At 50.5% G+C, this 12,798-nt stretch carries 11 protein-coding genes; 7 read left to right on the forward strand and 4 right to left on the reverse strand.

Features of this window, described 5'->3' with window-relative positions; genetic code table 11:
- Window positions 1-43: 43 nt before the first annotated feature.
- Together ppnP and HNQ57_RS06890 are read left to right on the forward strand one after the other, a co-directional pair.
- Window positions 44-325, forward strand: a complete 282-nt coding sequence (ppnP, locus tag HNQ57_RS06885) for a pyrimidine/purine nucleoside phosphorylase (RefSeq protein WP_184461850.1) — start codon at window positions 44-46, stop codon at window positions 323-325.
- A 302-nt stretch (window positions 326-627) separates the two neighbouring features.
- On the forward strand, window positions 628-1,473 hold the full coding sequence (locus tag HNQ57_RS06890) for an OmpA family protein (RefSeq protein WP_184461852.1): 846 nt from the start codon (window positions 628-630) through the stop codon (window positions 1,471-1,473).
- Between the two features lie 200 nt (window positions 1,474-1,673).
- Here the strand turns inward: HNQ57_RS06890 and HNQ57_RS06895 are convergent, their stop codons facing one another.
- The gene (locus HNQ57_RS06895) at window positions 1,674-3,008 is read right to left on the reverse strand and encodes a flavohemoglobin expression-modulating QEGLA motif protein (protein ID WP_184461854.1); all 1,335 of its coding nucleotides are present in this window, start codon (window positions 3,006-3,008) and stop codon (window positions 1,674-1,676) included.
- Entirely contained in the window at window positions 3,001-4,128 is a 1,128-nt protein-coding gene (locus tag HNQ57_RS06900) for a GNAT family N-acetyltransferase/peptidase C39 family protein (protein ID WP_184461856.1), read from the reverse strand. The genes HNQ57_RS06895 and HNQ57_RS06900 overlap by 8 nt, the downstream gene beginning before the upstream one ends.
- A 232-nt stretch (window positions 4,129-4,360) precedes the next feature.
- Here HNQ57_RS06900 and HNQ57_RS06905 point away from each other — a divergent pair, with 232 nt between their 5' ends.
- Window positions 4,361-5,830, forward strand: coding sequence for a RimK family protein (locus HNQ57_RS06905; RefSeq protein ID WP_184461858.1), 1,470 nt, complete (start codon window positions 4,361-4,363; stop codon window positions 5,828-5,830).
- On the opposite strand, the gene HNQ57_RS06910 is transcribed toward HNQ57_RS06905, so the two are convergent.
- Together HNQ57_RS06910 and HNQ57_RS06915 are read right to left on the reverse strand one after the other, a co-directional pair.
- On the reverse strand, window positions 5,827-6,996 hold the full coding sequence (locus HNQ57_RS06910; RefSeq protein WP_184461859.1) for a DUF3080 family protein: 1,170 nt from the start codon (window positions 6,994-6,996) through the stop codon (window positions 5,827-5,829). The two genes, HNQ57_RS06905 and HNQ57_RS06910, sit on opposite strands and share 4 nt — an antisense overlap.
- The gene (locus HNQ57_RS06915; protein ID WP_184461861.1) at window positions 6,962-8,101 is read right to left on the reverse strand and encodes an epoxide hydrolase family protein; all 1,140 of its coding nucleotides are present in this window, start codon (window positions 8,099-8,101) and stop codon (window positions 6,962-6,964) included. Before HNQ57_RS06915 ends, HNQ57_RS06910 begins: the two co-directional genes overlap by 35 nt.
- A gap of 224 nt (window positions 8,102-8,325) precedes the next feature.
- On the opposite strand from HNQ57_RS06915, the gene HNQ57_RS06920 reads away from it, so the two are divergent.
- From HNQ57_RS06920 to HNQ57_RS06935, 4 genes are all read left to right on the forward strand, one after another.
- Window positions 8,326-10,128 (forward strand): acyl-CoA dehydrogenase, encoded by a 1,803-nt coding sequence (locus HNQ57_RS06920; protein WP_184461863.1) that lies wholly within the window; start codon window positions 8,326-8,328, stop codon window positions 10,126-10,128.
- A 14-nt stretch (window positions 10,129-10,142) separates the two neighbouring features.
- Window positions 10,143-10,604 (forward strand): MaoC family dehydratase, encoded by a 462-nt coding sequence (locus tag HNQ57_RS06925; RefSeq protein ID WP_184461865.1) that lies wholly within the window; start codon window positions 10,143-10,145, stop codon window positions 10,602-10,604.
- A gap of 69 nt (window positions 10,605-10,673) precedes the next feature.
- The gene (locus tag HNQ57_RS06930) at window positions 10,674-11,591 is read left to right on the forward strand and encodes an SDR family NAD(P)-dependent oxidoreductase (protein ID WP_184461868.1); all 918 of its coding nucleotides are present in this window, start codon (window positions 10,674-10,676) and stop codon (window positions 11,589-11,591) included.
- Window positions 11,592-11,613: 22 nt separating this feature from the next.
- Window positions 11,614-12,795, forward strand: coding sequence for an acetyl-CoA C-acyltransferase (locus HNQ57_RS06935; RefSeq protein ID WP_184461870.1), 1,182 nt, complete (start codon window positions 11,614-11,616; stop codon window positions 12,793-12,795).
- The last annotated feature ends 3 nt before the right edge of the window (window positions 12,796-12,798 follow it).

Below are 12,798 nucleotides of genomic sequence, written 5' to 3' on the forward strand. Positions count from 1 at the left end.
GCCGCGTATGATTGCGCGGTTTTTTACGCATCTGGGGATCACCATGATTAAGCACAATAGCTATTTCGACAATAATGTTCAGTCGCTGGGCTTTGATACAGCAGACAAGCCTGCTTCAGTGGGTGTTATGGCGCCCGGTGAATATCGTTTTGGTACCGAAGCGGCTGAACGTATGGAAGTGATCAGCGGGGCGTTGACGGTATTGCTGCCAGGTCAGACTGAATGGCAAACCTTCGCCGACGGTCAGGGTTTCGATGTACCTGGCAATAACCACTTCGACTTGAAGGTAGCGGTTAATACTGCCTATCTGTGTATATACGGCTAATATCTTTCGCTCGCGACTGATTTGAAAAGGGTGTTTTTGAACACCCTTTTTTTATGCTCAAAAATTGACTGTTACACCCTAATTCTTTGATCTCGCCCCCTTGCAGGCGCCGCCGTGACACAAAATTTATATATTGTGAAAGTAGGCGCATATTTTGCTTCGTAATATCCGCAGACCGGCTAGCGGTGCTGGCACGGAACGCCAATTTATCAGCGACCCATAAGGGTTGTTTAACCGATTAGAGTGACCGAACTGAGATACATCATCAGCAAGGTTTGTAGCAATCACGTAACGGGGGTTACATGAAAAATGCACGAATAGGGATAGCTTTAACATTAGCGATATTGGCGATGTCGCCATTGGTTAGCGCTGAAGAGGGCGCTTGTAAATCTCCTGCGCCAGGTATGCCGCTGGAGTTAGATGGCTGTAAAGCCGGGGATTCCCTCATATTAAGAGAGGTTCATTTTGACAACGACTCGGCCAAATTGCGGCCGGAGTCAAAAATATTTTTAGATCAAGTCGCAAGGGAGTTAAAACAAAACCCAACCATAAAAGTCGCGATTGAGGGGCATACCGATAATAATGCCTCCTATGATTACAATATGAACCTGTCACAGAATCGCGCTAACGCTGCCAGATTTTATCTGGTGTCGGTTGGTGTTAACCCAGATCAATTAGAGCCTAAAGGCTATGGTTTTACACAGCCTATTGCCGATAACGCTACCGCTGATGGCCGGGCCTTAAATCGCCGAGTAGAGCTTGAATTGGTGGGTACCTTGGTCTTGGCCCCAGCCAAACCGACGAAGGTTTATATCTCGACCTTCCACGCCAAACCTCAGCAATTGGAAGTGCCGGTTGGCACTGAGGTGACCTGGGTAAACTACGACGAAATCTCTCACGATATTAGCTTTGATGGGGTGATGGGTTCGCGTATCTGGACGAGCCCATGGTTAGGCAATTCTTACAGCCTGAAATTTGACCAGGCCGGCACCTATAATTACCGCTGCAGTGTTCATAAAGATGTTAACGGTAAAATTGTGGTTAAGCCGTCGGTGACGGAGTATGTCACTACCGAGTCGCCCGCCTATGGCGGCCAAACGACCTCGTCGTATAAGGCCACCCAAACGCGGGTACCCTACGGCGGTTAATCGATTTTTCGGCTCTGAGGATTGGTGTTTAGGCAGGTTTACAAGACGGCGATGCACTGATTTAAGGCCATTTTTGCTAAGCGAGCAGTCTTAAATTGCACAAATACTGAGCAACTAAGCTCAGTATTTGTGCTTTTTTTTAAAGCAAAATACGCTGTTCAACTCATCCTGCTCGAAAATGATGGGCTGAAGGATTCCGACTATTTTAAATGCGAGTGCACATCAATAGTTTGTTCAAACAAGGTTTTGAAGTGCTCCTGAATACGCGCCAAATCCAATAGCGACATACCGCTGGAAAAGCCAAACCACACATACAGACCATTGAGATCCCTGAACATGGGTGGCAAATAGCGTGGCGCCTCGATAAAGCCCGCCTGCTGATAATGATGCAGAACAGGCACATCATCTAAAGCAACTTTACCCACAAACAGCATAGGGAGCATTTCTGGCTTATCCGACAAAATGGCGCTGCGTATAAAGTTTACGGTTTCCACGAAGCCCTTCACGTACGACAAGTCTTTGGTAAAGCAGCTGCCGCCTTCGACCATGCCGCCGCGAAACACCCGCTGAGCAATTTTATAACTGTCGTGTTGGCTAAGGCCTTGGCTGACAAAGTGGCGGTAGACCTCAAGGAAGTCGGCACCATTTTCAGCCATATCAATGGCGACAACGCGGTCGCTAATACGGCGGGCGCGTGCCGGAAACGAGCTAAAGGTCAGCGTTTCAATCAAGACCGCCAAACCTTCTTGCAGCGCAGTAATACGCGGCGAGCCAACGCTTAGCCACGTTGCCCAGGGTTGGTTGCGGCCGTTGAGCGTGGTGCCAACATGTACCCAGCCCTCATGTACCTCAAGTACCTGGATGTCGAGGCTGGAGAAGGACGAGTGGGTGTTGACCTTAATGCAGTCTCCCCCCGCAGAGGCGTCAGAGACGATGCCGTCGGTTTCTTTTACGGAAAAAATACTGTCGGAGAAATAGGGTGTAAGGCGTTGCGCTAATTGGCGTACCGCTTCCTCTGCATTGAGGTTTTTAGGGTAGGCGGCCGCGAGGTGTTTGGCGGCGGGCAGCGAAAAAATATGGCAGAGCCGCTGCCCCATCTCAATTAAGCTGAGTTTGTCGCCTCGCAGGTGATCGCGCGCAGAGCCATAGAGCTCGCGACTGGCCGCCATGAATCGTGGTGTGCCACGACTTTCAACCATATCAATTACGATTAAATACTGTTCTATGGTCTCGCCTAAAATTTTACCCAGTGGGTCCGCTTTGCCCAGCTCTTTGTGTACTTGGCTGCGTAGGTTTTTTAGCTCGCTGATTTTACTTTCAGAGTCAAAATTCAGGGCATTGCGTAAATAGTAATCGCGATCAACCTTAGGCAGTTTACTGGCCTTATCGGCAAAGAATTGGGTTTCAATGCTCTGGGGCCATTTAATTGCGTCGAGAATCAATATGGGTTTCTGGATGGCGATAAGCGACTCTGATAGCCGTTTAAGCGATTCGCAGTAGTGGCGGTCGGCTGTACTCAGTGATTGGCTAGACATGCGCTGGTGGCTGCTCCTTACTTGATGGGTGAATCGCGATTAGGCAGCGCAGTCGACTGCGGCCAAAGCTCGCCATGGCGGTGAAGGCATCAATGCTAATTGGCACGTGCATAAAGTCGGTTTCACTCTGCCAGCGACTGTCGTTGGTGTCGGGATCGCTAATATACACAAAGTGTTCATCTGTCTTGCTCACATAGACCCAGTGGGGCGCGCGATTGCGATTGAGTGCCCAGGTACTAATCAGCGCCAGCACATTGTCGTGGCGTTCCAGAATCTCACGGAATTGACCACGTCCTAAAGGGTTAATTTCAATAGTAGCGGGGAAGTGCGTGAGTTGCTCAATAAAATCCTCATGCACAAGCTCAATAACATCGCGTTTTTCACTGCTGCGAACACTGTCTATAAACGGTACGCCACTGCTATTGATATACAGACTCACACCGAAATTTCGACGTAGTGCCGCCAAGGCTAAACCGTGGGGAGAGCAGCCGCCGTGGCCGGTGGTCATGAAAATGGTGGTTGCCTCTCGCCACAATTGCAGCTCTTCGCGGCGACTCATAACGTACTCGGGCTGAATATTCGTCATGGCCATCATTAATGCCGCGGGGCCACAGCTGAACTCGGTGGTTTGCCGGTAATATGCGGGGGCCTTCTGGATAACTTGGCTGGTTTCTGGGTGCAGGCGCTTCTCAAAGCGCAGTGCAGTACAGCCGTCTTCGTAGTAATCCTCGATATCGTCAAAAACGTGGTAATCCAGCTTTTGGTATAAGGCAATAGCGTTGGGGTTGTCGTTACGTACTTCCAGCCGGATAAACAGGCAGTGGCGGGCCAATGCCTCGCTTTCGGCGTCGGCGAGTAGGGCCTGGGCGAGACCCTGGCCGCGATAGTTTGGGTCAAGTGCAATTGAGTAGAGTCTGGCCAAGCTGGTGCCGGTGCGAAACAGCACTATACTGTACCCGGCAATAACGTTGTTGACGAGTATGACCGAGGCCAAGTGCGCGCCGGGTTTGATCAAGCTTTTAAAGCTGCGGCGCGACAGTTTGTCACCGTCAAAACAACGATTTTCCAATGCTACTAAGGTGTCCAAGTCGCTCTCGGTGGCGGGGCGGATAAGACTCATCGTATAAACCTGTTAACGGCGGAGTTGCCATAGTGAATTGTGGGCTGCTCGCGCGGGAAAAGCCAATAGAAATCGCTGTTGTTGCCGACACTTAGTGGCGTCATTTGGCCGATAAATGGTCTACACCTAACGGCGATGCCAATAGCGCAATATTTACTTGTTGCGATGATTGTTAATGCGAGAAATTGGTCGCAGAATGCGGCTAATTGTTTGCCCTAATGAGAGATAACTGATGTCACGCTTTTTTGTCGTTGTCGATGACCTAAAGGATTGGTCGCCCTATTACCCTAGCCAAGATGTCATCACTTTTGATGACTACCTAGAGCGTATTGGGCAAAGCAGTGGCGAACGGGTAAGGGTCATTAATTTGGCGAGAAGTTATCGCTATCTCGGCACCGGATATTATTGCTCCTTGCTGGCGGAGGCGCGCAGCCACAATGTTTTACCCTCGGTGAACACGCTCAGTGAGCTGGCGCGTAAATCCCTTTCAGATATCTTGCTTGAAGGGGTGGAGCCTTTACTCGCTAAATTACCGACAGCCAAGACAGGCGATAGTATTAGTTTTCGCAGCTGGTTTGGTGAGTGCCTAGCGCCGGAATATAGCGCAATTGCCAAAGCGGTGTTTGAGCGATTTCCGTCGCCCTTAATTGAGGTTACGCTTGAATTTGGCAAGACCCGCTGGCAGATTAAAAAGTTGCAACTGGTCGCCTTAAAATCATTAAAAGCGGGTGGTGAGCAAGAGGCCTTTGCCTCAACATTTGAGCGTTTCAGCAGCAAAATGTGGCGTAAGCCCAAGGCCAGAAAAACCTTCCGCTACGATTTGGCAATTCTGGTTGATCCGGAAGAAAAGCTGCCGCCCAGCGATAAGGGGGCGCTGCGCAAATTTACCAAGGCCGCCGCTAATTTAGGTATTTCTGCTGAGCTAATTACCAAGAAGGATTATTTACGCTTACCGGAATACGACGGTCTGTTTATTCGCGAGACGACCTCGGTAGACCACCACACTTACCGCTTTGCCAAAAAGGCTGCAGCAGAGGGCTTGGTGGTGATGGACGACCCAACCTCCATTTTGCGCTGCACCAATAAAATTTACTTGGCTGACTTACTCACTAGCCACAAAGTGCCCACCCCGCGCACTGAAATTTTACGACGGGACAATACCGAAGAGTTGCGCCGTATTGCCGATACCCTAGGCTACCCCATTGTATTAAAAGTACCCGATGGCGCTTTTTCGCGCGGCGTGGTCAAGGTGGAGGACTGGGAGACGTTGGAAAGTGAGAGCAAGCGTTTACTTGATAAATCGGCCTTGTTATTAGCCCAAGAGTTTATGTATACCGATTACGACTGGCGCATTGGTGTATTAGACGGCAAGCCCCTGTTTGCCTGCCGTTATTATATGGTGCGCAACCACTGGCAAATCTATAAGCACAGTAGTAGCAAAAGTCAGTCTGGCGGCTTCGACACCATGCCCACCTATGAAGCACCTAAAAAAGTGATCGATGTCGCGGTGAAAGCCTGTAAATTAATTGGCGATGGCTTCTATGGCGTAGACGTAAAACAATCCGACAATCGGGTGGTGGTGATTGAAGTCAACGACAACCCGAGTATCGACGCTGGGGTTGAAGATTTGTTCTTAGGCGATGGCTTATACGACTCAGTTATGGACGTGTTTCTGCGCCGTATGGAAAAACGTCGACGTTAATTGCCAGACTGCAAGCCGCACTGTTTGAGCAGCTCACCGGCCAGCGCAACGTGCTGGCGCTGGGCCTGGTCGGTTGCGAGCAGTAAATCATCGCGCTGCTTTTGCCAATTAATATAGGCGCTAGGGATCGTTAATTGATTGGCAGCCATGAGCGCGAGCAGCTCATTTTCGATCTCAGCCATAATGGCCATAACATTAAATTGATGTTGGTTGATTGCGCTGGCCTGCTTTTGCAACTGCTGAATGAACACGCTGCGTAAAGTCCCCTGGAAGTGCGTTGCAGCCGGTGTTGGCTGAGGCTTGAGGCACAATGGCCGACCATTAACGCGCTGGGTAATAATGCTGCTAGCGGTTGTTAGCCCCGCCAAATTCACCCGCTGCGCGGCAAGCATACTGCCGCCTGCGCCCAAGCGAATCTGGCCAAGGGTATTGAGTACGTCTTCACTAAATTGTTGCCATGCCAGCGATGACCAGTCTGCCATGCTGCCCGGCTGACTAAGCCACTCGGTTTGCCATTGCTGCCAGCGGGCGAGCGCAGCGAGGCTGGGGTCTTTGCCGCTGAGTGGGTAAGCGCTGAGATCAACTGGGATTTGCCAAAACTGGCGAAACTCTGGGCCAATTAAACTGGCAGCAAATATACGCGCCGGTAACTCCCGTTGTTTAACGCGGGTTGCTGCCTGTAATTGCGCGGCAAGCGCCATTAAGCCGTCTTCCACCAATATTTTTTGGCAAACAGTGGCCTGATTGATAAAACGTAAATCAAAAATCAGGCGGGCGGCGGCGTCGCCATGGCGACCAAGAATACTATTGCGCTGGGCAATCGTGTCGCGCAGGGCGCAGCGCCGCATCCTTAAAAAATCCAGCAAATCGATACCGCTGTCGCTAAACTCAAGACTGAGCTCTCTGGGCTTGGGTAAGTGGGGAAAGGCTATATTGTCATGCGGCGCAGCTTGGCGTTGAAGCACTCGCTCTAGGCGGCTTTGGTAGTCTTGCCATTGCGAGCTAAGCTGATTGTTGTCAGCGCAGGCGCTGATGGTGAATAGTGCTATGCCTAGGCTAATCTGAATAATACAGTGGTGAGGGCCCTTCAATATCGCCAAGGCAACAGTGAAACTCAATCTTGCTGTGGCACTATCGAACTTTAGCAAAGCAGCTTCGCACTTCATTTACAAAAATTTCCGGCTGTTCAAACGCGGCAAAGTGACCGCCTTTATCCAGTTCGTTCCAGTGAATTAGGTTTTGGTAAATGCGTTCTGCCCATTTTCGCGCAGGTCTGAAGAGTTCTTTGGGGAAAATCGATACGCCGCAGGGCATGCTCACTGGTTCTGAAAAAATACTTTCGAAGCTCTCCCAGTATAAGCGTGCTGACGAAGCGGCACTGTTCGTTAGCCAGTAAATACTGATGTCGTCTAACATTTGCTCGACGCTTAGGGCGTCTTCTGGGTGGCCATTATTGTCGGTCCAGCGATGGAATTTTTCGTATATCCACGCCGCTTGCGCGGCGGGGGAGTCGGCCAAGCCATAGCCGATTGACTGTGGCCGCGATTTTTGAATCATGGCGTAGCCCGAATCGGAGTCAAAATAATATTTCATGTCGGCTAATGCTTTTTGATCGCGTTCACTGAGTGACGCCATATCTTCTTCAGTTGGCTGTGCTAGGGCCATATTGATGTGGATAGCACGGCATTGCGGTGGGTGTATTTGGCCAATCGCGCTGGTGACAAACGAGCCCCAGTCACCTCCTTGGGCGACAAATTCTGAATACTCAAGGCGGGCCATGAGGTTGATCCACGCCTTGGCGATGCGTTCAAGCCCCCAGCCGGTGCCTGTTGGCTTGCCCGAGAAACCGTAGCCGGGTAGTGAGGGAATAACTAAATGGAAGGCATCGTCGGCGCTGCCGCCGTGAGCAGTGGGGTTGGTGAGGGGCCCAATGACCTTCATGAATTCAAGTATTGAACCTGGCCAGCCGTGAGTCATGATCATGGGTAACGCATTTTCGTGAGGTGAGCGAATGTGCAAAAAGTGGATGTCCAAACCGTCGATTTCAGTGGTGAATTGTGGGTATTGGTTTAATTCGCGTTCGCAGCGGCGCCAGTCGTAGCTGTGCTGCCAGTATTCACACAGTGATTTTACCGCGGCTAAAGGCGCACCTTGGCTCCAGTCATCGACGGTTTCTGCGTTAGGCCATCGCGTGTTGGCCAGTCTTGCGTTGAGGTCGTCGAGCTGTGTTTGCGGTATGGCAACGCTAAAGGGTTTGATTGTTTGTTTCATTGAATTTACGTACCTTGTGGCTGTTATTTTGTTGAGTCGCGTGTATTCGCATGCTTAGCGGCATTAAATCACATTTTATAATTTGAGTATTATCACTTAAGCCCTATCTGATGTGCTGTACGGTGTTTATTTAGGGGCTATATCATGTAGACATCCCATGTCATGGTCATTGCGTCGGCTTGGCACCACAATAGTGTTTTGTTTAATAAACAAGGTAAGGCGATATGGCTGCTCCCATTCTTTGCGCACGCGATCTTCAGTTTATGCTCTATGAGCTATTCGACGCAGAATCTTTAATCCAGCGCCCCCGCTACGCGGATCACTCAGTAGAGACCTTTAATGCCGCAATAGATACTGCGCAGTCGATTGCTGAGAAGTATTTTGTGCCGATACGCAAGAAAGTGGACGAGCAGCCGCCGACATTTGATGGCAAGAACGTATACATGATACCGGAGATTAAAGTCGCAGTGGATGCCGCTACTAAGGCGGGATTTGTGTCGTCGACCGCAGACTTTGAACTGGGTGGCATGCAATTGCCGCCGATGGTTGCCAGTGTCGCCAATGCCTATTTGACCGCTGCGGCGAGTACTACTACGGGTTATCTGGCTTTGAGTAATGCCAATGCTAACTTAATTGCAAACCACGGCAGTGCTGAGCAAATTGAAACCTGGGTAAAGCCGATTCGCGTTGGTCGTTTTGCCGGTACCATGGCAATGACCGAGCCGGGCTCGGGTTCGGGTCTTGCCGATTTAACGACAACGGCGGCCCCCGCTGAAGATGGCACTTATCGAATTCGCGGCAGTAAAATATTTATATCCGGCGGTGAGCATGAGCTGAATGAGAATATCGTGCATTTGGTGTTGGCCCGTATTAAAGGCGCGCCAGCGGGGGTGAAGGGAATATCTCTATTTATTGTGCCTAAGATCCTAGTGAATGCCGACGGCTCTCTTGGCGAACTCAATGATGTTGCGCTGGCGGGCCTGTTTCACAAAATGGGTGGCCGCGGCCAAACCTCGACTGCCTTGAGCTTCGGCGAGAATGACGGCGCAGTGGGTTATTTGGTCGGTGAAGAAAATTGTGGTTTAACGTATATGTTCCACATGATGAATGAGGCGCGAGTCATGGTGGGAACTGGGGCGGCTTGCTTAGCCCTGACCGGCTACCAGTATTCGCTGGATTATGCTCGCGAGCGGCCTCAGGGGCGTTTACCTTCTTGCAAAGACCCTAGCTCGGCGCCGGTGAGTATTATCGAACACGCCGATGTGAGGCGCATGTTGTTGGCCCAGAAAGCCTATGCCGAGGGCGCTTTTGCGCTGTGTATGTTTGGCGCACAATTGGCCGATGATAAGGACACCGAGCAGACCGAAGAAGCGCGCCACACTGCGCATACTTTGCTTGATTTCCTTACCCCCATTATTAAAACCTGGCCCTCGGAATATGGCCCAAAAGCCAATGATCTCGCTATTCAGGTGTTGGGTGGCCACGGCTATATCAATGAGCATCCGGTTGAAATGTTTTATCGTGACAACCGTTTGAACCCTATTCATGAGGGCACCACGGGTATTCAGTCATTGGATTTACTTGGTCGTAAATTGCCAATGAACAATATGGCGGGCTATCGCGCCTTCTTGGCACTTGTGCGAGGCACGATTGACGAGGCAAAAACAGGTGAATTGTCAGCAACCGCTGAGCGCCTTGCGGCTGCGGTTGCCACCTTAGAGACGACCACTGAGCATCTATTAGGTGCAATGATGGCGAAGCCGATCGATTTGGTGATGGCGAACTCGGTGAAATACCTCGAGGTCTTCGGTCATGTTGTTATTGCTTGGTTGTGGTTGCGTCAGGGACTCGTCGCGCAAAAGGGAATGGCGGCAAAACCCCACGAAACAGACCAGCAGTTTTACGCGGGTAAGTTACAGGCAATGAAATATTTCTTTAATTTTGAATTGCCGCTGATTGAGGTTTGGTCGAAAAACCTACTCGACCTCGATGCAACGTTTTACGAAATGAATAATAACTGGTTTTAACGGGAGAGAATGTTGTGACTACACTTATTGATAAGCAAGAAGTTCAAGACTATGTTGGTTTTGAAACAGAGCCAACCGAGTGGCTGAGCATTAGCCAAGAGCGTATTAATCAGTTTGCCGATTGCACGCTGGATCAACAGTTTATCCATGTTGATCCAGAGCGCGCGAAAGAGACGCCTTTTGGTACGACGATTGCCCATGGCTTTCTTAGCTTGTCCTTGTTGTCTCACTTTGCTGAGCAGTACAGTGTGATTATCAAGGGTTTCTACATGGGAATTAATTCCGGCTTTGATAAGGTACGCTTTTTAGCGCCGGTAAAAGTGAATAGCCGTATTCGCGCCAAGGCAAAGGTTTTAAGTATTGACGAAACCAAGCCGGGAAGTTTTCGGGTGAGTACAGAAGTCACTTTAGAGATCGAAGGTGAAGAGAAGCCCGCCTTGGTCGCGGAATGGATCAGCATTCAAATGGTGGCCTGAATTTTGGGTTCCACTATTTGGTAAATTGACAGTATTGGGCTTTAAGCCTCTGTGTATTTGGAGAAGTAAATGAGTATTCGTTTTGACGGTAAAGTTGCCATTGTTACTGGTGCAGGCAATGGCCTTGGCCGCAGTCACGCCTTAGAGCTGGCTGCCCGTGGCGCCAAAGTCGTAATCAATGATTTGGGCGGCGCCCGCGATGGCGTTGGCGCTTCCTCCGCTGCAGCGGATGGCGTAGTCGCTGAAATCCAGGCTGCTGGCGGTGAAGCATTTGCGCACGGTGCCAATGTCGCGATTTTTAGCGAAGTCGAAGACATGGTGGCGCAGGCCATGGCGAAATGGGGCCGGGTTGATATTCTAATTAATAATGCCGGTATTTTGCGCGATAAGTCTTTCTCCAAAATGTCCATCGATGATTTTAAATTGGTGATGGATGTTCACGTTATGGGATCGGTAAATTGCACCAAGGCCGTTTGGGAAATCATGAAGCAGCAGGGTTATGGTCGTATTGTTATGACTACGTCCTCTAGTGGTTTGTACGGCAACTTTGGGCAAGCCAATTACGGCGCGGCTAAAATGGCAGTAGTGGGCCTGATGAATACCCTTGCCATCGAAGGCGCAAAATACAATATTCATGTGAATTCTTTGGCGCCGACAGCGGCAACTCGGATGACCGAAGACATTATGCCCGCCGAAATACTGGGCATGCTGGTGCCGGAAGCGGTAACCGCGGGTGCTTTAACACTTTGCCATGATAACGCGCCAAGCCGCTTCATTCTCTGCGCAGGTGGCGGTGGTTATGCAAAATCAAGTATCTTCGAAACTGATGGTATTTACCTTAGTCCTGAGGAGCGTAGCCCAGAAGCGGTTGCTGGCCAGTGGGATGATATTTGTAATACCAGTAATCAGGCTGAGTTAGAGTCGGGCTTCAAGCAATCTGAAAAATTTCTTCTCAAGGCCCAAGCTTTTGTGCAAGGTGCTAAATAATATTTCTAATTGAGGAATTGTCATGAAAGATGCAGTAATCGTTTCAGCAGCACGTACGCCGATAGGTAAAGCTTATCGAGGCGCGTTTAATAACTTAGAGTCGCCGTCGTTAACGGCCTTCGCCATTAAGGCGGCGGTTCAGCGCGCAGGTATAGATCCCAATGAGATCGATGACTGTATTATGGGCGCGGCAATGCAGCAGGGCACCCAGACCATGAATTTTGGTCGTATCGCCGCGATGGCTGCAGGCTTGCCTGCGTCAGTGTCGGGCATGACAATCGACCGTCAGTGCGCATCCGGCTTAGTCGCGATTGCTACGGGTGCTAAGCAGATTGTGATGGATGGTGCGCCCATGCTGATTGCGGGCGGTTGCGAGTCTATATCGCTAGTCCAAAATGAACATATGAATATGCACAAGCTGGTTGACCCTGCGGCCATTGCGCACTCGCCAAATATTTATATGCCCATGCTCGATACCGCCGAGATTGTCGCCAAGCGTTACAATATTTCGCGCGAGGCCCAAGACGAGTACGCGCTGCAATCGCAGCAGCGCACGGCAGCGGCGCAGCAGGCGGGCAAGTTTGACGATGAGATTGTGCCTGTTACTGCTTCTAAGTTAGTGATGAATAAGGAAACCGGCGAAACCTCTGAAGAGAGCGTGACCCTGAATAAAGACGAGGGCAATCGTCCGTCGACCAACTTAGAAGGTTTGTCTGGCTTAAAGACGGTACGTGAGGGTGGTTTCATTACTGGCGGTAATGCCTCACAGCTATCTGACGGTGCTGCCGCGGTAGTGATGATGGACGGCACCTTGGCATCCCAGCGTAATATTGAGCCCATGGGTATATACCGCGGCATGGCGGTTGCAGGCTGCGAACCCGATGAAATGGGGATTGGCCCCGTATTCGCTATTCCCAAGCTGTTAAAGCGCGCGGGTTTGAAAATGGACGACATCGGTCTGTGGGAACTCAACGAAGCATTTGCTGTGCAGGTTATCTATTGCCGCGACAAATTGGGGATTCCTAACGACCGCTTGAACGTGAATGGCGGCGCGATCTCTATCGGTCACCCTTATGGTATGAGCGGTGCGCGTATGGTCATGCACGCCCTGATTGAAGGCAAGCGTCGCGGTGTGAAGTACGTTGTCGTCAGCATGTGTGTTGGTGGTGGTATGGGTGCAGCAGGTTTATTTGAAGTCGTCTAGATC

It is taken from the genome of Zhongshania antarctica, assembly GCF_014202945.1.
GTDB classification, from domain to species: domain Bacteria; phylum Pseudomonadota; class Gammaproteobacteria; order Pseudomonadales; family Spongiibacteraceae; genus Spongiibacter; species Spongiibacter antarcticus.